Origin of the sequence: Polaromonas sp. CG_23.6 (genome assembly GCF_029892315.1) — a bacterium.
In the GTDB taxonomy this organism is placed as follows: Bacteria; Pseudomonadota; Gammaproteobacteria; order Burkholderiales; family Burkholderiaceae_C; genus Polaromonas.
Map to the genome: position 1 here is coordinate 876,039 of NZ_JARXUY010000001.1, position 26,290 is coordinate 902,328.

Sequence of the window (26,290 nt, forward strand, 5' to 3'; positions counted from 1 at the left end):
TTTCTCCGGCAAGGCAATGACAAGTGTCAAAAGTGCTTGCAGACTGGCAGTTTATTGACACTATGGCAGCCTAAAATACCAAAATGGATGAAACCGACCACCAGTTGATCTCGCTGTTGCGCCAGGATGCGCGCTTGTCCGTGGCTGCACTGGCCAGCCGGCTGGGCGTGTCGCGCGGCACCGTCACCAACCGCATCCGCAAGCTGGAAGACGACAACGCCATCGTCGGCTATACCGTGCGCCTGCGGCCCGATGTACAGCGCAATGAAATCAAGGCCTGGATGAGCATTGCCGTCGAGGGCAACCAGACGCGCACCGTGATTGCCAGCCTGCTGGGCGAGCCCGGCGTGGCCACGCTGCACGACACCAACGGCCGCTGGGACCTGCTGGCCGAACTGCGCGCCGAAAACCTGCAGGACCTGGCCAAGGTGCTCGAACGCATCCGCCTGCTCAAGGGCATCAGCAACACCGAAACCAGCATTCACCTGGAAACCTACCGGCTCTCGTAGCGCGCAGGCCCCAGCTTCTAGAATCACTCCACTATGCAACTGGCCCCCGCCCAACTGTCCGACCACCTCAAGCGCGGCTTGAGGAGCCTCTACACCTTGCATGGCGACGAGCCCCTGCTGGTGCAGGAGTTTGCCGATGCGCTGCGCGCCGCAGCCCGCAGCCAGGGCTATACCGAACGCACCGTGCACACGGTTTCAGGCGCGCATTTCGACTGGAGCGAGGTGCTGGCCAGCGGCGGCTCGCTCAGCCTGTTTTCTGACAAGCAGATCGTCGAAGTCCGCATTCCCAGCGGCAAGCCGGGCAAGGACGGCTCGGCAGCGCTGCAGCAGCTGGCCGAGCGCGCCCAGGGCGACGACTCGACGCTGACGCTGGTGATGCTGCCCCGGCTGGACGGCATGACCACCAAGGGCGCCTGGTTTGGCGCGCTGGAGAGCTTCGGCATCACCGTCAAGTTCGAGCCGATTGGCCGGCCCATGCTGCCGCAGTGGATCGCCCAGCGCCTGCAGCAGCAGGGTCAGCGTGTGGCCAACGGCGAGGAAGGCCAGCGTACGCTGCAGTTTTTTGCCGACCGGGTCGAGGGCAACCTGCTGGCCGCGCACCAGGAAATCCAGAAACTGGCGCTGCTTTACCCGGTCACGGGCGATGGCGTGCTGGGCTTTGACCAGGTGGAAAACGCCGTGCTCAACGTGGCGCGCTACGACGTGTTCAAGCTGTCCGAGGCGGTGCTGGGTGGCCAGGCGATTCGCGCCGCCCGCATGATCGACGGCCTGCAGTCCGAAGGCGAGTCCGAAGTGCTGGTGCACTGGGCACTGGCCGAAGACATCCGCAGCATGAAAAGGGTGAAAGACGCGATTCGCGCCGGCCGCCCCATGCCGATGGCGCTGCGCGACAACCGCGTCTGGGGGGCAAAAGAAAAGCTTTACGAACGCGTGCTGCCCGGCATGAGCGACGCGGTGCTGGCAGGGTTGCTCGATGCCGCGCAAAAGGTCGATGGCATCGTCAAGGGCCTGAAGCAGCCCGACTGGCCCGCCAGCGGCTGGCAGGCGCTGCACCGGCTGGCCGGCATGGTGTCCGAGCATTGCGCCGCGCCGTCGCGGGCTTCGGTTGGCCGCGCGGGGCCGGGCGGCCGAGGCTAGCGCGGGGCGGCGGCGTGCTGGCCGCAAAGCGCTGCTGCAGCGGTTCCGTTCAAGGCTGAACTAATGCTCTGTTATTGATAGCTGCCTGCGCACGTTTCTATTGCGCCAGAGGTTGATTTGGCCATGAAATAGCGGTCGACCGGCGCTTGATGGATTGGCAGCGAGGCTGCGCAACACCCGGGATTCAAGCCATTGAAGCCACCAGCGCAATGAATACCTGCGCAGGCAGCTATCGAATCAGGAATGGTCTTCGAAGCGTCTTGTCAGGAAGGCCTCGACCTGCGGCGCGCCCATCTCGCGGGATGCGTCATGGTGCCGTGGCGGCCATAAGCGTTCCTCGATGCGCCAAATTCGCTACAGAGTCTTGTCCAGGACGACATGGATCGCCTTCATGTCGAGCTGACGATGCGGCTTTCAGACTTGCGCGGGATAGCCGATGAGTTCGACCGAGACAGCACGTCCCGTGAAGCACAAATGCTGCAGCATAGGGAGCGCACGATTGTGGGCGGTATAAAGTGACGCATAGATTCAACAGGCAAATGCAACGCAATATAGTTCCCGGTACCGCGTGCCACAGTCGGGCTGCACCTAACCAGTCGCTCAAGCGGACATGCCTACGGCATGCCGCTTAGCTCCAACGTTAGGCATCTAGATTGCAACGCCCTAACTTCGCAAGAGTTATAAGACTCATTTCACATTGACAAGGAAGAGCAAATGTCCAAAGCCTATTGGGTCAGTACGTATCGCGCAGTGAAGAACGCCGAAAAGGTCGCCGCCTACGCGAAGCTTGCGGGCCCCGCACTCACGTCAGCAGGAGGTCGATTCTTGGCACGCGGTGAGCCGTCAATGGCTTATGAACTCGGGTTGAAGGAGCGCACAGTCCTGATCGAGTTTGACAGTGTCGAGCAAGCCGCCGCCGCGCACGACAGTCCCGACTACCAAGCCGCTTTAGCCGCGCTTGGAGATGGCGCGGACCGAGACATCCGAATCATTGAAGGTGTTTGAACGGGAGCGGAACTGAATCTCTTGCCAGTCAATCGTCAAACGTTAAACCGCATGCAAGTCCAGCGCCCTCATCCCACCGCAGCCATCACGGCGATGTGTTTGATGGCGGCCGTCGCCGCAAATTTCTTCACGCTCGATCACGGCGGGCAGGCCTTGACGTATTTTGCTGGCGCTCTCGTCCTCGCCAGCCCGTTTGCTGTTCTGTTTCTGGGGCACTTCACGCTTGCACGCACATGGAGGCGCAATGCGTTTCTGGCCGGTGGGAGCGTGGTCTTCGCGTTTGGCTGGGCCGTCGCATCGTTTGCAATGCGCTGGTTCCAGGCGGGCTGGGTTGGGATTTTGTTCTTTGGCGTGGTGCTGGCTCTCTTGGCATGCCTGTATCTTCTTTTGGCACTTGTCATTCCGGAGAGACCGAATAGGCAAGCTGTTTAAGGGGTGCGGGTCCGGTTAACTTTATATTGAAGCGAAAATATGCTCATCCGTGAACGCGTCACCGCCGAACTGCCCGGGGAGTTTGTCGTGTTTCTCATCGGCATGCGCATCAACCAACCCTGGCGGGTGCATCAATGGCTGCCGGTGGCCGCTGCGATGCCGCGCATGATCGAGGAGCTGACGCGCCAGCCCGAACTCGGCTTGCTGCATTCCGAAAGCTGGTTTTCGCGCACGCTGCTGATGGTCCAGTACTGGCGCTCGATGGAGCAACTGCTGGCCTACGCCACCAACCGCGAAGCCGGGCATCTGCCGGCGTGGAAGGCGTTCAACCAGGCTGTGGGCACGAATGGCGCGGTCGGCATCTGGCATGAAACCTATGCCATTTCGCCCGGCTGCTTCGAGTCGGTCTATGTCAACATGCCGCCCTTCGGGCTCGGCAAGGCGGGCGTGGTGGTGCCGGCTTCAGGGCGCATGACGTCCGCAAGAGGGCGCCTTGGCGAAAAAGCAGCCGGGCGTTAACGCATTCATGGGACATTGACGCCGATAGAACCTGGCCAGGCACCGGTTTTGCTGGCGCCTGGCTCTGCCCGAACGCCCAGAATGTCGCATGCCAAGGCATAATTTCTTCAAGCCGGGGAGGTTGCCTGCGTGCATTCTTTGCGCCATTTTTGCCATGGTGCAACCACAATGGCGGTTTACCTCCGAATGACAAGTGCGCCCTGCCATGGCGGGCGCCTTGTACTGTCGCCACCGGCCGGTGGTTTTGCGCTGTGGCTCAGGCAAGCTTCATGTTTCTGGTGCGCGCGTAGTAAATGATGCCGCCCAATGCCGCGCCAATAATCCAGGCGTAGCCAGACAGGTCGCTCAGCACCGGCACCCACACAGCAGCCACCGAGAAAACGGCGCCGATGGCGAAGGCAATGACGGCGTTGTCGTGCCAGCCGTTTTTGTAGTGGTACCGGCCGCCTTCCATGTTGTAGAGGTCTTGCTGGCTGATTTCCTGTTTGCGCACCACGTAGTAGTCAACAATCAAGATGCCGAACAGCGGCGCCAGGGTTGCGCCCAGCGTGTTGACAAAGCCGCCAATGCCGATCTGGCTGATCACGGCTGTCCACAAGCCACCAATGACCAGTGCGAAGCCTGAAGTGATCAAGCCCGCTTTGCGAAAGCTGATCGTTGAGGGTGACAGGTTGGCAATGCCGTTGACCGCTGGAATGAAGTTGGCGACCAGGTTGATGCCCACGGTGGCGGCAAAGAACGTGATGGCTGCGACGATGCTGAAGAACACGCTGTCGGCACGCTCCACGATTTCAGTCGGGTTGGTGATGGCTTCACCGTAGACGACGGCGGCGCCAGCGGTTGTCAGCAAGGCCAGGGCAGAGAACAGGATCATGTTCAGCGGCAAGCCCATGAGGTTGCCCTTGACCATGGCTTGTTTGTCTTTGGCGTAGCGGGAAAAGTCGCTGAAGTTGACCATCACCGCCGCGAAGTAAGCCACCATGGTGCCAAAAATGGCGATAAAGCCGGACATCTCGGTCTTCCAGGTGGCTTTGGGGTTGGCAAAAATGGTTTGCGCGGCTGAAAGCAACTGGCCGTCCGACTTGGACCACAGCGCCACCACCAGGCCAATCATCACGACATACACAAACGGACCCGCCAGGTTCAGGAAACCTTCAACCCAGTTCATGCCGCGCCAGAAGATAAAGATGTGAAACGCCCAGACGAACAGGAAGGCCACCCAGTCGATGCCGCTCAAGCCCAAAAACATCGCGCTGGATTCGGCGCCGGTGAGGGTCTTGATCAACAGCGACAAAGCGGTTGATGCGAAGTAAACCTGCGCACCGTACCAAAACACGGCAACGACGGCGCGCAAAATGGCCGGCAGCTTGGCGCCCGCTGTTCCCATGCTGGCGCGGGCAAATACCGGATACGAAATACCGTAGCGTTCGCCTGCCGCGCCTGACAGGTTGACCATGAACATGACAAACAGGCCTGCCGTGATCAAGGCGGCAAATGCAGTCCAGCCGCTGACGCCAAAGGAAATAAACAAAGACGCCACCAGGCTGTAGCCAAACAGGGACTGGATGTCGTTGGCCCAGACGTTGAAGATGGCAAACCAGCCCCACGACTTTTCCTGCTGGGTAACCGGTTTTAGAGCGTTGTCGTTGTTCGATTGCATGCCTGTGTCCTTTGAGCGGTTGTTGCTCCGGGTCCGTTGACCCGGCACGCCGAGCGCCGTGTTTGATTTTTTGACCGTTTTGTATTCTGCTTTGTATACAAAAAGCATTGGACCGTATCATAGATGCTGAAGCAAAAACTAGGGTAAATACTTATCAAAATCAAGCACTTGGCCGACTCAAACCTACTGAAGGCGGACCAGGAACCGGGCCGCTCAAGACGCTGGACGGTGGATGGCGTTCAGTGGTGAGGTTTGCCAGCCCGTCCGGGCTTAGCGCCTGGCCGCTGCAGGCAATGCGCTGCAGTCATTGATGGCGGCTTTTCCGGCAAAGCGGGCGTCTACCCATTCCAGCGCCGTGGCCTGGCCGGACAGCATCGCGCCTTCATGGCCGGCTTCAGCAAATACCTTGTAGCGCAGGACATTTTTCTTGGCGCACAGTTGCCGGGTCAGCAGGTCGGTGGTGCCGGGCAACACGGTGACGTCGGCCGATCCCTGCACGACCAGGGTGGGAACGGAAATTTTCAAGGTGCCGGGTTCATTGCGGGCACCCAGTTTCAGGAATTTTGTCAAATCCGGCTTGGACACGAACTGGTCTTTGGCAATCGCACTGGCCCAATAGCCGGTGGTCAGCGCATGGGTCATGCATTGCTCGTGCAGGTCCGGCAGATGCGCAATGGCCTCGGGCGTCAGAATGCGGGCCAGATTGATCGACGGATCGGTCTTTGAATAAGACTGCAGCACATACAGCACGTGGGGCAGCGACCGCTCGGTTTTGTCCGAAGCCATGACGGCCCTGAGGCGGCCGGCGATTTGCGATTCCGGTGCAAATGCGACATTGCCAACCAGTTTGAACTCGGGCACATAAGACGGCCCCTGTGCCGCCGCGAACAGGTCAGCCTGACCGCCCTGGGAATGGCCCATGACCGCGTACCGTTTGCCGATGCGTGGCTCCAGTGTGCGGGCGGCACGCAGCAGGTCGAGCGCGTTGCGCGCATTCGGCCTGCCTTGCAGGAAAGGATGAAAGTCCGCAACGCCCAGGCCCTGGTAGTCGGTGGCGACCACGGCATAGCCGTTCTTGACGAAATTGTCGAGCAAATGGCTGATGGCCTTGATGTAGGGATGTTCCGGCCCCTTGTCCGTATCGCGCGAAGGTGCGCAGATTTCGTTCAAACCGGTGGCGCCATGCGTCCAGCTGATCACGGGCCAGCCGCCTGCGGGCGCTTGGCCTCGCGGAATCGACACCGTGCCCGAAACCAGGGTGGGACGCCCCTTGTCGTCAAGGGAGCGGTACAGCAGCAGGGTGTTTTTGGCCGCACTGGGCAGGCGCATCGTGCCCTCAAGCGCGCGGGCGTAAAGGGGTGAACCGCGCTTGCCGGCAGGCAGTGCAGGCGGCGGCGTGTAAAAGGCATCTCCGGCGGGGCCTTCGGGCAAGGCAGCTGACGCCACAGAAACCGCCGGGATCGCCGAGACCATCAAGGCAAGTGAACAGGCGCTGATTTTCACAAGCTGAGGGATGAAAGACATGGGGAAATTACCTTGTGAAAACTCGGCGATGGGTCAGGTGCAACATGACGGACTGAACGACCAATCTGCAGGTACATGTTACAAGAGCCTGTCTATTGTTCTTGTGCGGTCCGGTTGCGTTCCAACCGAGGATGTTCAAAAACCCGCGAAAAACCGACAGTCATGCCATGTCCCAACAGATCAACATGGCGTCCGAGCTGAACAATTCCAGAAAAGTTTGGTCGGTGCTGATCGTCAGCATGCTGGCGTTCACCGTCTGCTCGGACTCGCGCCTGGAGCCCTATCTGATGATTGGCGCCGGGTCGGGCGAGCTGTTCATTGTGCGCAACATGGGCGCCTTCATTCGCCCTTACGGCGGATCACACGGTTTGCACGGCACCACGGCAGCGATTGAATACGCCGTGCTGAGCCTTAAGGTCGAACGTATCATGGTCTGCGGCCACGGCCAGTGCGGCGGCATTCGTGCGGCCTATGAAGGCGTGCCCGATAAAGCCGCATTACTAAAAGGCTGACTGACATAGAGCAAACATAATTCGCTATAAATAAAATAGCAATAGACGGCAGGGCTGAATAGCGCACTTGCGGGGTAGACTGCACTTCGATCCTGAAAAATCTGCCTGTTTTCAAGCACCGGATTTCAAGAAATCTCATCAACGAAAGGACTTATGCGTACTTTGAAATTCAAACTGGCAGGGTTTGCGCTGCTGGTGTCGGCAGCGGCCATTGCCCAGCCACAACAGCCCGTGGTGGCGTTGATCGCCACCGGCGGCACGATCGCCATGAAGATTGATCCGGTCAAAAAAGCACCTGTGCCGGCCATCTCGGGCGAAGACCTGCTGGCCACCGTGCCAGAGGTTGCCAAGTACGCAAAAGTGGAGGTCAACAACATTTCCAATGTGCCTTCCGATTACATGGACCCGCCGCGCTGGATCCAGCTTACCAAGGCAGTTCAGGCATCGCTGGCGCGCCCGGAAGTGGCCGGCGTCATCGTCTCGCATGGCACCGATACCCTGGAAGAAACAGCGTATTGGCTCGATCTGACGGTCAACTCGGACAAGCCGGTGGTGCTGATTGGCGCGCAGCGCAACGCATCCGAGTCGGATTTTGACGGCCCGCACAACCTGATCAATGCCGTGCGCATCGCGGTCGAGCCGCAGGCCAGGTCCAAGGGGGTTTTGCTGGCCATGAACAGCCAGATCAATGCCGCCCGCGAAGCCACCAAAACCCACACCTCCAGTGTTGAAACCTTCAAGTCTGGCGAATTCGGTTTTCTTGGGGTGGTGGACTACGACCGGGTCACTTTCGCGCGCGCGCCCTTGCGCCGGCTGCACATCCCAATCCGCACTGACAAGATGCCTGATGTCGAAATTGTCGCGATGTACGGTGGCGCCGACGGCAAACTGGTCCGCTCCGCCGTTGACAACGGCGCCAAGGGGCTGGTCATCCAGGCGCTGGGCTGGGGCAACGTGAACATTCCCATGTTCAATGCGGTGAAATATGCCTTGTCGAAAAATGTCCCGGTCGTCATTTCGACGCGCGTACCGACAGGGCGTGTGCTGCCCAACTATGGTTTTGAAGGCGGCGGAAAAACGCTGGCCGACGCGGGCGCCGTGATGGCCGATGACCTGTCACCCCAAAAAGCACGCATCTTGCTCATGCTCATGCTGCAAGGTGGCAGCGCCCCCAACCAACGCGATCTTCAGGCCGCCTTCAGTCACTGATTTGGCGTGAGTCACTTTCTGGCATGGCCCATGCCTTATGGCGCGGGACGTGCCAGTGTTGTCAATGCGGTGGTTTTTCGATGTGCACGCCTTGAACCTGCAAGGCAATTGCAACTGCACAATCGGGCAATTGAGGCGCAACAGTTTTTGGCGGTATGTATCCGCACAGGAATTCAAACAAAAGCGCTATTGAATAAATAGCTGTTAGCACAACAGCAGTAAGCGCCAAGTCTCTATTTGATCTTGAGAATGCAACTGCTCAGCCCGCTTTTCAGCAGCCAGGAACCATGTCTTCTTGCCAGCAGGGAACATGGATTGCGGATCGCCGGATCAGGTCCGGGGCATTCATCCGGCGCATGGCTGCGCTGCATCAGGAATGCACTTGAATCTGCAGGTCAGCGCCCACCCTTCGACCAGCGCATCGGTAAAAAAGGTCTATTCTTGCGGTCTGCGCAGCGGCCGGCTTTTGACCGGTGCGGCTTGCGTCAGAACCTGAATTTGCAGGGCTGCGGGCGATATGCACCGCGCGGCCTTCTGCCTTTTGCCCAAGGAACACACCCATGAAGCGTGAACATTTCGGCCGGCCGCAAGACCTGACCGCCACCCAGCCCATCAGCCACGACGTGCTGAAGGAAAAATACCTCAAGCCCGGTGAAAGCGGCCTGGAAGACGTGTACCGGCGCGTGGCGCGGGCGCTGGCGTCGGTCGAGTTGCCCGCCGAGCGCGAAAAGCACGAGGCGCTGTTTTTAGAGAACCTGCATGCCGGCGCTATTGGCGCGGGCCGCATCATGAGCGCGGCGGGCACGGCCATCCAGGCCACCTTGATCAACTGCTTCGTCCAGCCGGTAGGCGACTGCATCCAGGGTGTCGATGACGGCGGCTACCCCGGTATTTACGAGGCGCTGCGCGAAGCCGCCGAAACCATGCGGCGAGGCGGGGGCGTGGGTTACGACTTTTCGCGCATCCGCCCGCGCAACGCCGAAGTCAAGGGCACGTCGTCGATGGCCTCCGGGCCGTGCAGTTATATCAACGTGTTCGACCAGTCGTGCTCGACGGTGGAAAGCGCCGGTGCCCGGCGCGGCGCGCAGATGGGCGTGCTGCGCATCGACCACCCGGATGTGATGGAGTTCATCACCGCCAAGCGCACGCCCGGCCGCTGGAACAACTTCAATGTGTCGGTCGGCATGTCGGACGGCTTCATGCAGGCGCTGAACGACGACCAGCCGTGGGAGCTGGTGCACAAGGCCAAGCCCGGCGCGGGCCTGATTGCCAAAGGCGCCTTCCAGCGTGCCGACGGCCTGTGGGTTTACCAGACCGTGGCAGCGCGCGAGCTGTGGGACACGGTGATGAAGTCGGCCTATGACTTTGCCGAGCCGGGCATCTTGTTCCTGGACAACATCAATCTAGATAACAACCTGCGCTACTGCGAGTCGATTGCGGCGACGAATCCATGCGGCGAGCAACCCCTTCCGCCCTACGGCTGCTGCGACCTCGGCCCCATCATCCTGACGCGCTTCGTGCGCCATCCGTTCGGCTTCGACGGCGAGCCGGTGTTCGACTTCGAGGCCTTTGAAGCCTCGGTCGCGACGCAGGTGCGGGCGCTTGACAACGTGCTGGAAGTGACCTTCTGGCCGCTGCCGCAGCAGCAGGCCGAATCCAGCGCCAAGCGCCGGATTGGCGTGGGGTTTACCGGCCTGGGCAATGCGCTGACGATGCTGCGCCTGCGCTACGACGCCCCGGAAGGCCGCGACATGGCGGCCCGCATCGCCGAACGCCTGCGCGATGCGGCCTACGCCGCGTCGGTTGCGCTGGCGCAGGAAAAGGGCGCGTTTGCCAAGTTCCACGCCGACGGTTACCTGGCCACCGGCACGTTTGCCAGCCGGCTGCCGGCCGAGCTGCAGCAGGCGATTCGCGCCAGTGGTATCCGCAACAGCCACCTGTTGTCGATTGCGCCGACCGGCACCGTCAGCTTGGCGTTTGCCGACAACGCCTCCAACGGCATCGAGCCGGCGTTTTCGTGGATGTACAAGCGCAAGAAACGCGAGTCCGACGGCAGCACCACCGAGTACGCGGTCGAGGACCACGCCTGGCGGCTGTACCGCGAACTGGGCGGCAACATGGAACAGTTGCCCGACTATTTCGTCTCGGCGCTGGAGATGTCCGCCACCAGCCACATTGCCATGATGCAGGCGGTGCAGCCCTTCATCGACACGGCCATTTCCAAGACGGTCAACGTGCCGGCCGACTGCGCCTACGACGACTTCAAGAGCCTGTACCACCAGGCCTGGCGCGCCGGGCTCAAGGGCCTGGCGACCTACCGGCCGAATGCCATTTTGGGCGCGGTGCTTGAAGTTCATGCCAGCCCCGAGGCGGTGCCTGCAGCCGAAGTGGCTGCCGCGCCAGTGGACCCGATGCGCACGGTGATCGAAAGCCGGCCCAAGGGCGCACTGTCTGCGGTGGCAGAAAAGGTTGAATACTGGACGCAGGAAGGCCACAAGACGCTGTACATCGTGGTGTCCTTTTTGCCCGTGCCCGCCGCCCATGGCGCAGGCATGGTGGACCGCGCCATCGAGTTCTTCATGCCGGTGGGGCAGAGCGGCGAATCGCAGCAATGGATCACGTCGAGCATGCGCATGCTGTCGCTGGCGGCGCGTGGCGGCTTTCTGGAGCGGGCCCTCAGCGACATGCGCAAGGTCGCCTGGGACCGTGGGCCGGTGCGGCTGGGCACCTACGAAAAAGCCGACGGCCCGCGCGTGCCGCTGTGGCACGACTCCGAGGTGGCGGCCATTGCCTATGCGGTGCAGAACATCATCACCCGCCGCGCCGCCCATGTTGCCGTGCGCATGTCACCGGCCGAACCTGTGCAGGTCGCCTCCAATCTGGCACCGCCCGTCATGGCCGGCAAGAAATGCAGCGAATGCGGCGCCCATGCCGTGATCCGCAAGGACGGCTGCGACTACTGCACCCAGTGCGGCCATTTGGGTACTTGCGGATGACGCTGTGTACGGGCGCGCTACGGTGCGGGTGAGCCCACACCCCTTCAAGCAGGCAAAATGGCGGCCATGAACGCGTCCACCCTTTCCAACGACATCACCCCAGCCAGCGAATTGCTAAACCTCATGCAAGCCATGGGTTCCAAGGCAAAAATGGCTTCCGCGCAAGTGGCGCGGGCGCCTGCAGCTATTAAAAACAGAGCGCTTCTCGGATTGGCCAAATTGCTGCGGCAAAACCTGGCCGAACTGAAATCGGCCAACCAGCGCGACCTGGACCGGGCCGCTGCCGGCGGACTGGCCGGGCCGCTGCTCGACCGGCTCAAGCTGGGCGTCAAGGACCTCGAAACCGTGGCGCTGGGCTGCGAGCAACTGGCCGCCATGCCCGACATCATTGGCGAGATCATCGGGATGAAAGAGCAGCCCAGCGGCATTCGCGTGGGCCAGATGCGCGTGCCGATTGGCGTGTTCGGCATGATTTACGAAAGCCGGCCGAACGTGACGATTGAAGCCGCATCGCTGGCGATCAAGAGCGGCAACGCCTGCATCCTGCGCGGTGGATCAGAGGCCATCGAGTCGAACAAGGCGCTGGCGGCGCTGGTGCAGCAGGCACTGATGGAAAGTGGTCTGCCGGCGGACGCGGTGCAACTGGTGCCGACCACCGACCGCGAAGCCGTCGGCATGCTCATCGCCATGCCGGCGTTTGTCGATGTCATCATTCCGCGCGGCGGCAAGGGACTGATCGAGCGCATCAGCCGCGACGCCAGGGTGCCGGTCATCAAGCACCTGGACGGCAACTGCCATGTGTATGTCGATGACCCGTGCGACATTGCCATGGCGGTGAACATTGCCGACAACGCCAAGACGCAAAAATACAGCCCCTGCAACGCGACCGAGGGCTTGCTGGTGGCGCGCGGCGTGGCGGCTGAATTTCTGCCGCTGATCGGGGCGATTTACGCCGCCAAAGGCGTGGAAATGCGCTGTGATGAAGCTTCTGCGCATATTTTGCGGACGCAAGCAGCTATTGTTTCGGTCGCAAATATCGTGCTGGCCACCGAACAAGACTGGTACGAGGAATACCTGGCGCCAGTCATCAGCATCAAGGTGGTCGGCGGCGTGGACGAAGCCATTGCGCACATCAACCGCTATTCCAGCCACCACACCGATGCGATCCTGACGCGCGACCACCTGCATGCCCAGCAATTCCTGCGCGAGGTCGATTCGGCCAGTGTCATGGTCAACGCCAGCACCCGCTTTGCCGACGGATTCGAATACGGGCTGGGCGCTGAAATCGGCATCAGCACCGACAAGTTCCATGCGCGCGGTCCGGTCGGCATTGAAGGCCTGACCTCGCTGAAGTACGTGGTTCTGGGACAGGGCGAGATCCGAAGCTAAAGCGCCCGAACACCGGAACTCGGCGGCCTGCATGCCCGGGCGGCATGTAGGCCATTGGCGCTTATGTTAGTCCGGCTGTGGCGATGAGATTCATAAGCCCTAGAATTCGGGGTCACAGAACAAGATAACGATATCCCCCATCGAAAGTGGCCGCATGGTTCCGCACCTCATCACCGCCCTGACCGGCCCCATCAACGAGCTTGAGCAGCGCATCCTGGACACGACACCGGCCATCGAGCGCTGGTTCCGTCTTGAATGGATGGAGCACACGCCGCCGTTCTACAGTTCGGTCGATATCCGCAATGCCGGTTTCAAGCTTGCCCCTGTAGACACCAACCTGTTTCCGGGCGGCTGGAACCACCTGACGCCGCAGATGATGACGCTGGCAGTGCAGGCGGCCATGGCCGCAATTGAAAAAATCTGCCCTGAAGCGCGCAACCTGCTGGTGGTGCCCGAACACGGTTCGCGCAACCCGTCTTATCTGGCCAACGTGCTGCAGCTCAAGCAGGTTTTTTACCAGGCCGGCCTGAATGTGCGTTTTGGCTCGCTTAACCCGGACATCACGGAGCCGACCACGGTGCAGCTGCCCGACGGCGAAAGCCTGGTGCTGGAGCCGCTGATTCGCACCGACCGCCGGCTGGGGCTGAAAGACTTCGATCCCTGCACCATCCTGCTCAACAACGACCTGTCGGCCGGCACGCCCGGCATGCTGGAAGACCTGCACGAGCAGTACCTGCTGCCGCCGCTGCACGCCGGCTGGTCGGTGCGCCGCAAGTCGAACCATTTCAAGGCCTACGAAGAGATTTCCAAACGCTTTGGCAAGCTGCTGGGGATTGACCCGTGGCTGATCAATCCGATGTTTGCGCAATGCGAAGACGTTGACCTGTCCCAGGGCCTCGGCATGGAGTGCCTGAGCACGCATGTCGATGCGCTGCTGTCGCGCATCAAGCGCAAGTACAAGGAATACGGCATCAACGAAAAGTCGTTCGTCATGGTCAAGCCCGACAACGGGACCTCGGGCCTGGGTGTCATCACCGTGCATGACGCCAAGGAGCTTGAAGCGCTCGGACGCAAGGCCAAAGCCAGGTCCGGCGCGGCCCGCGACGGCATGCCGCCGGTTGAAATCATCATCCAGGAAGGCGTGCTGACCAACGAGCGCATCAACGATGCGGTGGCCGAGCCGGTGGTCTACATGATGGACCGCTACGTGGTCGGCGGCTTTTACCGGGTGAATGCCGAGCGCGGCGTGGACGAAAACCTCAACGCGCCCGGTGCGCGCTACGAGCCGCTGGCGTTTTCAGACAGTGGCCGGCTGCCGCAAAACGGTGAAAAGCCCGGCTCCAGCAGCCCGAACCGCTTCTACATGTACGGCGTGGTGGCCCGGCTGGCCATGCTGGCTGCCAGCTACGAGCTGGAAGCGACCGACCCGGATGCCGAGGTTTACGACTGAGCCTGCGCTCAGGCAGGCTGTGTTCGGGCAAGTTGTTCCGGTGCAACAAAACCAGTGTTTCCACTGGTTGCAGGTGTTCGCATGCGTCCATGCCCATGGTGTGCGTGCAAAATGGCGGTCCCTTCGACAAGCCTTTCATAAGCCATGACATCCCCTGGTAGTGCTCGAATCCAGTCCTTTTTCCAAGGCGGGCAGTTTTTGTGACAAGTCAAAAATCATCGCTTGCCGTGCTCACCGTGGGCGCCATTGGCGTTGTCTATGGCGACATCGGCACCAGTGTGCTGTATGCCATGAAGGAAGTCTTTGGCTCCGGGCATGTTCATTTCACCCCGCACAACGTCTACGGCATCCTGTCGATCTTCTTCTGGACGCTGACGGTCATCGTTTCCCTGAAGTACGTCACGCTGGTGCTGCGCGCCGACAACCACGGCGAAGGCGGGCTGATCGCCATGCTGGCGCTGGCTTCCACCGCCGTGCAGGACAAGCCAAAGTTGCGCCGTGTGCTGCTGCTGGTCGGTATTTTTGGTACCTCGCTGTTCTACGGCGACGGCGTCATCACCCCGGCCATTTCCGTGCTGTCGGCGGTCGAAGGGCTGGAAGTGATTTCGCCCAACTTCACCCGGGCGGTGATTCCGACCACCCTGGTCATTTTGTTCGGCCTGTTTGCGCTGCAAAAGCACGGCACGGCCGGCATCGGCAAGTTCTTTGGCCCCATCACCATTGTCTGGTTCGCGGTGCTGGCGATTCTGGGCGTGTCCCAGATCGTCACCCACCCCGAGATCCTGCTGGCCATCAATCCCTATTACGCCTTGATGTTCATCTGGGAGAACCCCGGCACCACTTTCATCATCCTGGGCGCAGTGGTGTTATGCGTGACCGGCGCCGAAGCGCTGTACGCCGACCTCGGCCACTTCGGCAAGAAACCGATCCGGCTGGCCTGGTTTTCGGTGGTCATGCCGTCGCTGGTGCTGAACTACTTCGGCCAGGGCGCGCTGCTGCTGAGCAATCCGGAAGCGGTCAAGAATCCGTTCTACCTGATGGCGCCCGACTGGGCGCTGGTGCCGCTGGTTGTGCTGGCCACGCTGGCCACGGTGATTGCCTCGCAGGCGCTGATTACCGGCGCCTTCAGCGTCACCAAGCAGGCCATCCAGATGGGCTACCTGCCCCGCCTGCGCATCGAGCACACCAGCGTGCGCGACACCGGCCAGATCTACATGCCCTTCGTCAACTGGGCGCTGTTTGTCACCATCGTGCTGGCGGTGGTGATGTTCCGCTCGTCGAGCAATCTGGCGGCGGCCTACGGCATTGCGGTTTGCACCGACATGCTGATCACCACGATCCTGACCTTCTACGTCATTCGCTATGGCTGGAAATACCCGCTGGCGCTGTGCATTGCGGCGACCAGCGTGTTTTTCGTCGTGGACTTTGCGTTTTTTGCCTCCAACCTGATGAAGCTGTTTGCCGGCGGCTGGTTTCCGCTGGTGATCGGCGGCATCGTGTTCACGCTGATGATCACCTGGAAGGAAGGCCGGCGCATCCTGAACGAAAAGCTGCGCGCCGACGCGATTGACCTGCCAAGTTTCCTGGACGCCGTGTTCATCAACCCGCCTTTGCGGGTCGATGGCACCGCCGTCTTCATGACCGCCGAGCCGGGCATCGTCCCCAACGCCCTGCTGCACAACCTCAAGCACAACAAGGTGCTGCATGCGCAGAACGTGTTTGTCACGGTGCGCAACCACGAGGTGCCATGGATTGGCATGAACAAGCGGCTGGAAGTGGAGTCGCTGGGCCACGACTGCTGGCAGGTCAATGTCCACTACGGCTTCAAGAACGACCTGGACCTGCCCAAGGCGCTGCAGCAGATCAGGAACCGGGGCTGCCAGCTGGAGCCGATGACGACCAGCTACTTTTTGTCGCGCGACACGGTGATTCCGACCATTGGCAGCGGCATGGCCGCCTGGCGTGAAAAGCTGTTTGCCCAAATGCACCATAACGCCAGCGGCGCAGCGGATTTTCTGAATTTGCCGAATAATTCGGTGGTCGAACTGGGCAGCAAGATAGAGATCTGAGCCTTCCTGGCGCAGCTCCTGCCGATTCTGAGCCGCTCTGGTATTCAACAACTTCCTTTATCCGGCCTGCAGGCAGGAACACAATTTGCCGCATCATAGGATGCTGCGTTGCAACAAAATCCAGACAAGTCTGGGTTTCAGGCTGGTTTTACAAATGGCAATCCAGCGTGTCTACATGGAATTGCGTTCTCTGCCATCGCTGAATCGCTGCCGGGTCCGCTTTGCGGTTAACGCTCAAGAAGTCGAAAAGTTGAATGTCCAATAAAAAATCATCCCTCGGAGCCCTTACTTTGGGTGCCATTGGTGTCGTCTATGGCGACATCGGAACCAGCGTCCTGTACGCCTTCAAAGAGGTTTTTGCGAGCGGGCATGTGCCGATCACAGAGGCCAACATCCTGGGCGTCCTTTCCCTGTTTTTCTGGACGCTGACGATCGTTGTTTCTGTCAAGTATGTCGTGCTGATCATGCGTGCCGACAACCACGGCGAAGGCGGGCTGATGGCCTTGCTGGCGCTGGCCTCGCAGTCGGTGACAGACCAGCCGCGACTGCGCGGCGCTTTGTTGATGATCGGTGTGTTTGGCGTGGCGCTGTTTTTTGGCGATGGCATCATCACCCCGGCCATCTCCGTGCTGTCCGCCGTGGAGGGCCTGGAGATACTGACGCCTGCCGCCAAGCCCTACGTGGTGCTGATTTCGCTGGTGGTGCTGGTGATGCTGTTTGCGGTGCAGCGCCGGGGCACCGCAGACATCGGCAAGTTCTTCGGCCCGATCACCGTGGTCTGGTTTCTCGTCATTGCCTTGACCGGGCTGATGCAGATCGCGCAGAACCCCCAGGTGCTGGTGGCGGTGCTGCCGGTGCATGCGCTGCGCTTTGCAAGCCAGCACTACGCCATTGCCTTCATCACGCTGGGCGCGGTGTTTTTGTGCGTGACCGGCGCCGAGGCGCTGTATGCCGACATGGGGCATTTCGGCAAGACGCCCATCCGGCTGGCCTGGTTTGGCCTGGTGATGCCGTCATTGATACTCAACTATTTCGGCCAGGGCGCGCTGGTGCTGGCGAACCCCCAGGCGGCAGAAAACCCGTTTTACCTGATGACGCCCGACTGGGCGCTGATCCCGATGGTGGTACTGGCAACCGCCGCCACCGTGATTGCTTCGCAAGCGCTGATTTCGGGCGCCTTTTCTGCGGCCAAGCAGACCATTCAGATGGGCTTCCTGCCGCGCCTCACGATTCTTCACACCTCGATCCGCGACACGGGCCAGATTTATATCCCTGCCGTGAACTGGATGCTGCTGGCCGGCGTGGTCATGGCGGTCGTCTTGTTTGGCTCGTCAAGCGCGCTGGCGGCGGCCTACGGCATTTCCGTGAGTCTGGTAATGGTCATCACCACGCTGCTCACGTTTTTTGTCGTGCGCCACGGCTGGGGCTATCCGCTGTGGTTGTGCATCGCGTCCACCGGGTTTTTCTTCATGGTGGATGTGGCGTTTTTTGCCTCCAATTCGCTCAAAATCCTGCATGGCGGCTGGTTTCCGCTGGTGCTGGCGGCTGTGTTGTACACCGTCATGTCGACCTGGAAGCGCGGGCGCCAACTGCTCATCGACAAACTGCGCGCCGACTCGATTGACCTGCCGAGTTTTCTGGATGCGGTGTTTGTCAGCCCACCCGTGCGGGTCGAGGGCACTGCCGTCTTCATGACCGCCGAGCCGGGCATCGTGCCCAACGCCATGCTGCACAACCTCAAGCACAACAAGGTGCTGCACGACCAAAACCTGTTTGTCACCGTGGTGAACCACGAGGTGCCGTGGATTGGCATGAGCAAGCGGCTGGAAGTAGAGTCGCTGGGCCACGACTGCTGGCAGGTCAATGTCCACTACGGCTTCAAGAACGACCTGGACCTGCCCAAGGCGCTGCAGCAGATCAAAAACCGGGGCTGCCAGCTGGAGCCGATGAAGACCAGCTACTTTTTGTCGCGCGACACCGTGGTTCCGACCCTTGGCACCGGCATGGCCCCTTGGCGCGAAAAGCTGTTTGCGCAGATGCACCATAACGCCAGCGGCGCGGCCGACTTTTTGAATCTGCCAAACAACTCGGTTGTGGAACTCGGCAGCAAGATCGAGATTTGAGCCAAATAAGGGGTTTGCGCAATACCAGCATGTGCTGGCTGCTCCTTTTTTCATAGTGTCCCGCTGTTGCCGGGTTGACCCGGGCGGGGGGCCATCGAAAATCCAGGCGAACACGGCATCCGGCGCAGCCGTGCGGTTTGTACAACAATACGCATCAACCCTCGCCGTTCACGCCCCGCCCGGCGCCACCCAACCCGCACCACCAGGTCCCCTCCCATTCCATGAACATTCTTTTTATTGCCGATCCGCTCGAATCCTTCAAGATCTACAAGGACACCACCTTCGCCATGATGCGCGAGGCGCAGCGGCGCGGCCACACCCTCAGCGCCTGCGAGCCCAAGGACATCATGTGGCAGCAAGGCACGCCGGTGACCGCCTTCGTGCGCGACATCGTTCTCACCGGCGATGCGCTGGACTGGTTCACCGCCGAGCAGCAGCATCCGAACGAGCGGCCGCAGCCGCTGAAAGACGTTGGCTGCGTCATCATGCGCAAGGACCCGCCGTTCGACAGTGAATACATCTACAGCACCCACCTGCTGGAGCAGGCCGAGCGCGAAGGCGCCAGGGTCTTCAACAAGCCGCGCGCACTGCGCGACCACCCGGAAAAACTCGCCATCATGGAGTTTGCTCAGTTCATCGGCCCGACGCTGGTGACGCGCGACGCCGCCGACATCAAGCGTTTTCATGCCGAGCACCAGGACATCATCCTCAAGCCGCTGGATGGCATGGGCGGCATGGGCATTTTCCGGGTCAAGGCCGACGGCCTGAACCTGGGCAGCATCATCGAAACCCTGAACAAGAACGGTGCCGAAAGCGTGATGGTGCAGAAATTTCTGCCCGAGATCGTCAAGGGCGACAAGCGCGTGCTGGTGATTGGCGGCAAGGCCGTGCCGTTCAGCCTGGCGCGCATTCCGCAGGGCAGCGAGGTGCGCGGCAACCTGGCGGCAGGCGGCCTGGGCGTGGCGCAACCGCTGTCAAAGCGCGACTTCGAGATCGCCGAGGCACTGGGACCGATCCTGGCGGCGCGCGGCTTGCTGCTGGCCGGCATCGACGTGATTGGCGACTGTGTGACGGAAATCAATGTCACCAGCCCGACCTGCTTCCAGGAAATCCACGACCAGATGGGTTTTGACGTGGCGGCAATGTTCATCGACGCGCTGGAAGCGGCGCTGGCGGCCTGAACCCGGCTACCGCAGCGTTCAGGCGTCTGCCAGCAGCGCGCCGTTTTCAAACACCTTGAGTTCACCCGGCGCAAACGCGGTCCAGGTTTCGTTGGTGGTGAGGGGCGCTGTCACCACCACGGCCACCCGGTCGGTGGGCTGGGTGTGTTCCTGAAAGTTCACGCTCACGTCTTCGTCGCTGAGCGTGGCATGAGCGAACGGGTGGCGGCGCTCAACGTAGTACAGGATCGGTGAGCCGGGGTTGGACGAGGCATGCGCCCAGAGCGCCTGGCCATTGCTCAGCAGGAAATTGAAGGTGCCGTGTTTTGCCGCCCGGGCTGCCAGCTCTCGCAGGGTGATGCTCAATTCCCGCACGCTGGGAACGTCGGCGTGCGACTTGGCCAGCTCCTGCATGATCCAGCAAAAGGCGTGCTCGCTGTCGGTCGTGCCCACCGGCCGAAAGCTGCCGTGCAGGCGCGGTGAAAAATCGGCCAGATTGCCGTTGTGCGCAAACACCCAGTAGCGGCCCCACAGCTCGCGCACAAAAGGGTGGCAGTTTTCCAGCGCCACGCGGCCCTGTGTCGCCTTGCGGATGTGCGCAATCACGTTGCGGCTCTTGATCGGGTAGCTGGCAATCAGCTCGGCCACCGGCGACTCGCAGGCTGGCAGGTGGTCGACGAAATGCCGCAGTCCCTTGTCGTGGCCTGCGCCGTCCACGCTGCTGTCGCCTTCAAAAAAGGCGATGCCCCAGCCGTCGGCATGGTGGTCGGTGCGGCCGCCGCGCTGCGCGAAACCGCGAAAGCTGAAGGTCACGTCGGTGGGCGCGTTGCAGTTCATGCCGAGCAGCTGGCACATGGTCTAGTCTCCGGTGGAAGGGGCAGGCGGCGACACGCGAAGCTGCGACGACGCCGCCATGGCGACCACGCACAGCGCGGCCAGCATCAAAAACGATTCATTGAAAGCGGCCAGCCGCGCCGGGCTGCTGGCGGCCACCGCCAGCGAATCGCCATGCACCGCCAGCCGCCATTCGAGCACGATACCGCACAGGCTGACGCCAATTGCGCCGCCCAGCATGCGCACAAAGCTGATGGCGCTGGCGCCTTGCGACACCAGTTCCCGGGGCAGCGGCCGCAGCGATCCCAGGTTCAGCGATGGCAAAATAAAGCCCAGCCCGATGCGCCCCAGCGTTGCCCACAGCGCCAGCAGCCACAGCGCCGAACTCAGCGTGAGCGTCATCATCAGCGCGAACGACACGGCCAGCAGCCCCAGGCCAGTGGTAACCAGCAGCCAGGTCGGCTGCCGGTCGGCCAGGCGGCCGACGATGGCAATCGTCGCGGCCAGCACGATGCCGGCGGGCAGCAGCACCGCTCCGGCATGCGAAGCCGACAAATTCAGGCCCAGCTGCATGTACACCGGCAGCAGATAGGTCGAGCCGAACAGCGCCGTGCCGTAGATAAAAGCCACCACACTGCCCATGGCGAAGGGCCGGTTGCCGAACAGTGACAGGTTCATCAGCGGCTCCCGGCCGGTCGCCTGCATGCGCCGCTGCCAGCCAATGAAGCCGGCCAGCAGCGCCAGCGCGGCGCCCAGCAGCAGGGCCGCCTGCAGCGGGTGGCTGCCCTGGCCTTGCAGCGCCACCATGCCGTTGAGCAGGCACAGCGTGCCGGTGCCCGCCAGCAGCATGCCGCGCCAGTCGATCATTGCGCCTTTGCGGTCTGCCACCACGCCGCCGGGCGCGCTGTCCGGCACATAGCGGCAGGCCATCCACAGCGACAGCAGGCACAGCGGCACGACCATGAAGAAAATCGAACGCCAGCCGTACAGATCCACCAGCACCCCGCCCACGCTGGGCCCCAGCGCCGGCGCCAGCACCACACCCATGCCGAACAGCCCGCTGGCCCGACCCTGTTCGTGCGTGCCGAAGGCGCGCATGATGATGATCGCCGCTATGGGTTGCACCACGCCGGCCGCCACCCCTTCGGCGACGCGCGCGGCCAGCACCAGCGTGAAGTCGCTGGCCAGGCCGCCGCCGATGCCGCCGGCCATCAGCAGCAGCATGCTGCCAACATAGGTGCGGCGGTAGCCGTAGCGCGCCAGCAGCCACGGCGTGGTCAGCATGGACACCGTCATGGCGACCATGAAGCCCGAGGTGACCCATTGCGCGCGGCCCTGGCCGAGCGAAAAGTGATGGCTCATGTCGGGAATCGCCACATTGACGATGGTCGACGACATGATCGACGCCATGATGCCGACCATCACGGAAACCAGCAGCAGCCAGCGATAGCGCGAACCAAAGCGCGCCTGCAGGGCGGCGATGGACGATGGCGGGGGCAGGGGGTTCAAATGCGGTTCTTGCCGGGCATCAGTCTCTGGGTTCCGACCAGAGTTTGCCGCCCGTGGCCCAGTTTTGAGGCTTGACGTCGGTGATCAGAACATCAACCGAGCCTGGCTCGCCGCCCAGCACCTCGACACTGACGCGGGTGATCGCCTCGACCAGTTTTTTCTTTTGCTCCAGCGTGCGGCCTTCAAGCATTTCGACGTGGTAAGTGGGCATGGTTTTCCTTGAATGGATTTTGATGGATTAACGGCGTGGCAGCGCGCAAGCCCTGCATTATTCCGCGTATGTTCAGCCTAAGCGCAAGCACTAACGTTGCAGCAACTTGCCTGCAAAAATTTTGCGTTGAAAAAAAGCAGAGCCGTACAAGTTCCGGTCAATTGTCAACGGGATGCAGGTCCCGAAAAAAACCTGGTTCACGTTGCTTTGTGTCTTGTTGGCCTTTGCCACTGAATGGTTTAAGAATTTATATCGTATCAAATATGATTTGATACATTAGAAATAATTTTCTCACTATTTAATTTTCTGACGTTTCTTTATCAACCTGCTCATGTCCAATAATTCACCTGAAAACGTTGATAAAAACGCCGATTTGGCGGCTTTTGGCCCGCCTCTGGACCAACAATTGTGTTTCGCGTTGTATTCCACGTCGCTGGCCATGACCAAGGTGTACCGGCCTTTGCTTGTCACGCTGGGCATTACTTACCCGCAGTACCTGGTGATGCTGGCGCTTTGGGAGCACCGCGAGTTGAGCATGGGGCAGCTTTGCGAACACGTGGCGCTTGACTCCGGAACGCTGACCCCCTTGATACGCAAACTCACTGCGCTTGACCTGATTTTGCGTCGGCGCAATCCGCAAGATGACCGGTCTGTACTGATCACGCTGACGGCCCGCGGCGCCGCGTTGAGCCACAAGGCGCAGGCGGTTCACGACCAGGTGGCCTGCGCCACGCAATGCACGCAAGCGCAGCGACAGACGCTGGTGCAAAGCCTGCAAAACCTGCGCGCCGCATTGCTTGAAACCGTTGCCGCCGTGTCCCGGGCCGGGCTGTCCAAATAAGGCTGCTTTGCTGTTGACGGCACCCATTTCCCAACACTGCCAAGCGCTTCTTGGTCTACCTGCAGCAGCCTCTGCCTGAGGGCTGAGGCTGAAATCCCTGCCTTCACCTTTTTGATAGGAAAAATATGAAATCAACACACTCCCTTTACCCCCCTGTCGCCATCGCTCGTCACCTGCCTGGTGCACTGCTGGCCGTTGCACTGGCTGCTGCGTCTGCCACGGCTTTTGCCGCAGACAATCCGGCCCCCGAAAAGCCATTGCCGGTCGCGCTGGTGGAGGCGCTGAACAAGCTGTCAGGCGGACCGCACGCCGGCTACCGTGCGAACCATGCCAAGGGCGTTGTCGTGGAGGGGCACTTCACGCCGGCCAGGACCGCCGCGTCCCTGTCCAGGGCGCCACATTTCGGCACCAACGACGTACCGCTGGTGGTGCGCTTTTCAAATGGCACGGGCGTGCCCACGATGGCTGACACGGATCCGCACGGCAGCCCGCATGGCATTGCCATCCGCTTCAAGTTGCCCGATGGCAGCAGCACGGACATCGTCAGCATTTCGGCCAACAGCTTTCCTGTTGCCACACCGGAAGACTTTCTCAGCTTCTTGCAGGCGAATGCGCAAAGTGGGCCGACAGCTGCCAAACCGACGCCGGTCGAGCAATTTCTTGCCAGCCACCCTGCCGCGGCCAAATGGGTCAGTACGCCACGGCCGGCGCCCGACAGCTTTGCAACGCTGGCCTTCTACGGGGTCAATGCATTTAAATTCACCAATGCCAAAGGCGTCAGCCGTTATGCGCGCTACCAGATACTTCCCGTCGCGGGGGAGCATGCCTTGAGCAAAGAAGACACTGCAAAAGCACTGCCCAACTACCTGATGGATGAACTGCCCGTGCGTATCGCCAAAAGCCCGGCGAAATTCCGCCTGCTGGCGCAACTGGCCCAAGAAGGCGACACGATCAACGACGCAACGGTTGCATGGCCGGCCGACCGAAAAGTGGTGGAGCTTGGCACCATCAGCCTGACCACCACCGCCAAGGACCAGGTCAAGGTACAAAAAGCACTGTTGTTCAACCCGGTAGCGCTGACTGACGGTATCGAGGCTTCCGCCGATCCGATCCTGCAGGCACGTTTTCCTGCCTATGCTGTCAGCTTCGGCCAGCGGGCGCAATAAACCAAAGCCGGTTGCGTTGACCCTGGCAGTCGGCTTTTCTCGCGGGTTGGGGCTGTGAACAGAACTTGGTAAAACGCATACCTTATTCAAAAAATGTGTTGGTTTGGCATGGTGCAACCATCGCCTTCAAAGCTTCAATCCAACTCCCGCGTGCCCCGGCAATGGTTTTGCGCATAGCGGCTGCAGCCCCAGAACTGCTTGCCGGCATTGGCGCCGCTGCGTGCCTGGCGGAGCACCATCTCTGCGCCGCACACGGGGCAGTCCGGCGTGGACAGGTCGGCCGGTGCTGCCGCTGCCAGGACACTGCCAGCCTGTGCCCGGATGCCGCGCAGCAGGGTAGATCCGTTGATCAGCGTCAGCGCCAGGCCGTCGGCAAAGCGCTGTGCGTCCTCGGTGAATTCCCCCGAGGTGACGACAAAACCGCTGGTTGCGCCGTGCGCCGCCATGACGCCGTACAACTCGCGGACCGGCTGCACGCCAACCCGCAAGGCGCGCCAATGCTTGCATTGCACCAGGTGGCTGCCATCGTCGCTTTGCAGCACCACGTCCACGCCGCCATCGGCGCCACCACCGCCGTTGTCCGTCACGCCGTAACCCTGGCGCCGGAAATATTCGCCCACCAGGATTTCAAATTCCTGCCAGTTCATGCTGTCCACGGCGTCAGGGCGACTGGCCGCCGCCGCATGCAGCCGCGTGGCTTTGCCCCGCTGGAAGGCCGACAACAACGCGCCAATGCCGAAAAACAGCGGCAGCAGATATTGCCCCGCCAGCGCCAGTCCGTGCGTTACCGCCGACAGGACGAAGCCCCCCAACTGCCCCAGTTGTAGGGTGCCAAGCGGTTTTTGCGCCAGGTGGTGCAGGCCCAGGTAGGTCAGCCCTGCCAGCGCCAGACCCAACCACCACGGCAGGCGTGCGGCCAGCCCCATCAATGTGTTTGGCCAACCCTGCTTTTCACGTAACTCCATGGCTCGGTTCTCGGCTCTTTTCAGTATCAATGCGGGCAATCCGGGGCTGTGCCGGATGGATCACAACTGTCCCGAAAAATCGGGGTGATTTTTGTTGAAAATCTGAATCCGGCGCGTTGGATGCTGGCCAGGTCGCGCAGGCTATCAAGGGAAAGCGCACATGTATTGCGCGCGCGAAAAAGCCGATGATTTTAGATCAAATCAGCCTCCAGGCCAAAGGGCGCAAGTGTAAACAGCTATATCTTTTATAGCGTCAAAATTATTTGTCACACAGCCGAGGCGCTCAGCCTGATGGTGTTCGCCGACCAGCATGTCGTGCATGCAGAGAAAAATCGGGGCGTCTGTTCAAGTGGCGGTCAATGCGCGCACAACGATTAACGGCAAAGTGCGGTCCGCCAAGGCGCCCGGCCACTGGGTTAGAGTTCGCCACGGCGGTCAAAAAAACACTCTTCACGCGCCCGCTGCAGTTCGCCCCAAGGAAAACCATGCATCCCAACCAGACCCGGCTCGACCATTTCTACGCCGCCTTCGCGCGCCTTGATGCCGACGCCATGGCCGCCTGCTATGCGCCCGATGTCCAGTTCGAGGACGAGGTGTTTTCCCTCAGCGGCCACGCGCAGGTCAGCGGCATGTGGCGCATGCTGTGCGAAGCCACGCAGGCCAGAAATCGCGAGGACTGGAAGCTCAGCTACAACGCCCTGCAAGCCGATGACCGCCGGGGCAAGGCGCACTGGGAATCCGACTACCGTTTCAGCGCCGCCCGGCGCAAGGTGCACAACGTCGTCGAGAGCGTTTTTGAATTCAACGACTCGGGCTTGATCACCCGCCAGCGCGACCGTTTCAACTTCTGGTCCTGGTCGCGTCAGGCACTGGGGCTGCCCGGCATCCTGCTGGGCTGGAATCCGTCTTTCCGCACCATGGTCAAGCGTCAGGCGGGGGTCAACCTGGACAACTACCTGCAAGCGGGCAAGTGTTGAGCCCTGCTCCCCGGCAACGCAAAAATCTCATGGCTGTGCAAAGCCAGTGACTTTGCACAGCACCGATTGGCGGTGCTGCCTTTACAAAGGCTC

The 26,290-nt window shown here is 61.2% G+C and carries 22 protein-coding genes and 1 pseudogene; 16 read left to right on the forward strand and 7 right to left on the reverse strand.

The features are described from left to right. Positions 1–83 precede the first annotated feature (83 nt). The 5 genes from H4V98_RS04160 (at position 84) to H4V98_RS04180 (ending at position 3,602) form a co-directional block, all read left to right on the forward strand. Positions 84–509, forward strand: a complete 426-nt coding sequence (locus tag H4V98_RS04160) for an Lrp/AsnC family transcriptional regulator (protein ID WP_196864318.1) — start codon at positions 84–86, stop codon at positions 507–509. A 33-nt stretch (positions 510–542) separates the two neighbouring features. Further along, positions 543–1,646: a DNA polymerase III subunit delta gene (gene holA / locus H4V98_RS04165; RefSeq protein WP_196864317.1), complete on the forward strand. Its 1,104-nt coding sequence runs from the start codon at positions 543–545 to the stop codon at positions 1,644–1,646. A gap of 714 nt (positions 1,647–2,360) precedes the next feature. After that, positions 2,361–2,651, forward strand: coding sequence for a DUF1330 domain-containing protein (locus H4V98_RS04170; RefSeq protein ID WP_196864316.1), 291 nt, complete (start codon positions 2,361–2,363; stop codon positions 2,649–2,651). A 21-nt stretch (positions 2,652–2,672) separates the two neighbouring features. Next, positions 2,673–3,083 (forward strand): hypothetical protein, encoded by a 411-nt coding sequence (locus H4V98_RS04175; RefSeq protein ID WP_196864315.1) that lies wholly within the window; start codon positions 2,673–2,675, stop codon positions 3,081–3,083. Between the two features lie 39 nt (positions 3,084–3,122). After that, on the forward strand, positions 3,123–3,602 hold the full coding sequence (locus tag H4V98_RS04180) for a DUF4188 domain-containing protein (RefSeq protein ID WP_196864314.1): 480 nt from the start codon (positions 3,123–3,125) through the stop codon (positions 3,600–3,602). 256 nt (positions 3,603–3,858) lie between these two features. Here the strand turns inward: H4V98_RS04180 and H4V98_RS04185 are convergent, their stop codons facing one another. Together H4V98_RS04185 and H4V98_RS04190 are read right to left on the reverse strand one after the other, a co-directional pair. Then, complete coding sequence (locus H4V98_RS04185; RefSeq protein ID WP_196864313.1) at positions 3,859–5,262, reverse strand: NCS1 family nucleobase:cation symporter-1; 1,404 nt, start codon at positions 5,260–5,262, stop codon at positions 3,859–3,861. A 270-nt stretch (positions 5,263–5,532) separates the two neighbouring features. Beyond that, on the reverse strand, positions 5,533–6,786 hold the full coding sequence (locus H4V98_RS04190) for an alpha/beta fold hydrolase (protein ID WP_196864312.1): 1,254 nt from the start codon (positions 6,784–6,786) through the stop codon (positions 5,533–5,535). Positions 6,787–7,043: 257 nt separating this feature from the next. Here H4V98_RS04190 and H4V98_RS04195 point away from each other — a divergent pair. Continuing rightward, positions 7,044–7,259 (forward strand): annotated as a pseudogene (locus tag H4V98_RS04195) (carbonic anhydrase); the annotation flags it as partial. 192 nt (positions 7,260–7,451) lie between these two features. Next, complete coding sequence (locus H4V98_RS04200) at positions 7,452–8,507, forward strand: asparaginase (RefSeq protein ID WP_196864311.1); 1,056 nt, start codon at positions 7,452–7,454, stop codon at positions 8,505–8,507. A gap of 61 nt (positions 8,508–8,568) precedes the next feature. Here H4V98_RS04200 and H4V98_RS04205 read toward each other — a convergent pair whose 3' ends face one another. Next, entirely contained in the window at positions 8,569–8,736 is a 168-nt protein-coding gene (locus tag H4V98_RS04205; protein WP_196864310.1) for a hypothetical protein, read from the reverse strand. A 331-nt stretch (positions 8,737–9,067) separates the two neighbouring features. Here H4V98_RS04205 and H4V98_RS04210 point away from each other — a divergent pair, with 331 nt between their 5' ends. The 6 genes from H4V98_RS04210 to gshB all read left to right on the forward strand — a co-directional run bounded on the left by H4V98_RS04210 (position 9,068) and on the right by gshB (position 19,715). After that, positions 9,068–11,503 carry an adenosylcobalamin-dependent ribonucleoside-diphosphate reductase gene (locus H4V98_RS04210; protein ID WP_196864309.1) on the forward strand — a complete coding sequence of 812 codons (2,436 nt, stop codon included), beginning with the start codon at positions 9,068–9,070 and terminating at the stop codon, positions 11,501–11,503. A 123-nt stretch (positions 11,504–11,626) separates the two neighbouring features. Next, complete coding sequence (locus H4V98_RS04215) at positions 11,627–12,892, forward strand: glutamate-5-semialdehyde dehydrogenase (protein WP_231374825.1); 1,266 nt, start codon at positions 11,627–11,629, stop codon at positions 12,890–12,892. Positions 12,893–13,046: 154 nt separating this feature from the next. Next, complete coding sequence (gene gshA / locus H4V98_RS04220) at positions 13,047–14,342, forward strand: glutamate--cysteine ligase (protein ID WP_196864307.1); 1,296 nt, start codon at positions 13,047–13,049, stop codon at positions 14,340–14,342. A 200-nt stretch (positions 14,343–14,542) separates the two neighbouring features. After that, positions 14,543–16,411 carry a potassium transporter Kup gene (locus H4V98_RS04225; RefSeq protein ID WP_196864306.1) on the forward strand — a complete coding sequence of 623 codons (1,869 nt, stop codon included), beginning with the start codon at positions 14,543–14,545 and terminating at the stop codon, positions 16,409–16,411. Between the two features lie 254 nt (positions 16,412–16,665). Then, positions 16,666–18,534, forward strand: a complete 1,869-nt coding sequence (locus H4V98_RS04230; protein ID WP_196864305.1) for a potassium transporter Kup — start codon at positions 16,666–16,668, stop codon at positions 18,532–18,534. Positions 18,535–18,755: 221 nt separating this feature from the next. After that, positions 18,756–19,715 carry a glutathione synthase gene (gene gshB, locus H4V98_RS04235; RefSeq protein WP_196864304.1) on the forward strand — a complete coding sequence of 320 codons (960 nt, stop codon included), beginning with the start codon at positions 18,756–18,758 and terminating at the stop codon, positions 19,713–19,715. Between the two features lie 18 nt (positions 19,716–19,733). Here the strand turns inward: gshB and H4V98_RS04240 are convergent, their stop codons facing one another. Genes H4V98_RS04240 through H4V98_RS04250 form a run of 3 tightly spaced genes read right to left on the reverse strand, consistent with a single transcriptional unit; the run spans position 19,734 to position 22,248 of the window. After that, positions 19,734–20,549, reverse strand: a complete 816-nt coding sequence (locus H4V98_RS04240; RefSeq protein WP_196864303.1) for a class II glutamine amidotransferase — start codon at positions 20,547–20,549, stop codon at positions 19,734–19,736. A gap of 3 nt (positions 20,550–20,552) precedes the next feature. After that, on the reverse strand, positions 20,553–22,037 hold the full coding sequence (locus H4V98_RS04245; RefSeq protein ID WP_231374822.1) for a DHA2 family efflux MFS transporter permease subunit: 1,485 nt from the start codon (positions 22,035–22,037) through the stop codon (positions 20,553–20,555). Between the two features lie 19 nt (positions 22,038–22,056). Beyond that, positions 22,057–22,248 (reverse strand): 4-oxalocrotonate tautomerase, encoded by a 192-nt coding sequence (locus H4V98_RS04250; RefSeq protein ID WP_196864302.1) that lies wholly within the window; start codon positions 22,246–22,248, stop codon positions 22,057–22,059. Between the two features lie 331 nt (positions 22,249–22,579). Between H4V98_RS04250 and H4V98_RS04255 the strand changes: the two genes are divergently transcribed. Together H4V98_RS04255 and H4V98_RS04260 are read left to right on the forward strand one after the other, a co-directional pair. Continuing rightward, entirely contained in the window at positions 22,580–23,089 is a 510-nt protein-coding gene (locus H4V98_RS04255; protein ID WP_196864301.1) for a MarR family transcriptional regulator, read from the forward strand. Between the two features lie 125 nt (positions 23,090–23,214). Beyond that, a complete protein-coding gene (locus H4V98_RS04260; RefSeq protein ID WP_196864300.1) occupies positions 23,215–24,255 on the forward strand; it encodes a catalase family peroxidase in 1,041 nt (346 codons plus the stop codon). 134 nt (positions 24,256–24,389) lie between these two features. Here H4V98_RS04260 and H4V98_RS04265 read toward each other — a convergent pair whose 3' ends face one another. Next, positions 24,390–25,220: a restriction endonuclease gene (locus tag H4V98_RS04265; RefSeq protein WP_196864299.1), complete on the reverse strand. Its 831-nt coding sequence runs from the start codon at positions 25,218–25,220 to the stop codon at positions 24,390–24,392. Positions 25,221–25,705: 485 nt separating this feature from the next. On the opposite strand from H4V98_RS04265, the gene H4V98_RS04270 reads away from it, so the two are divergent. Continuing rightward, positions 25,706–26,197 carry a nuclear transport factor 2 family protein gene (locus tag H4V98_RS04270; RefSeq protein ID WP_196864298.1) on the forward strand — a complete coding sequence of 164 codons (492 nt, stop codon included), beginning with the start codon at positions 25,706–25,708 and terminating at the stop codon, positions 26,195–26,197. Positions 26,198–26,290 lie beyond the last annotated feature (93 nt).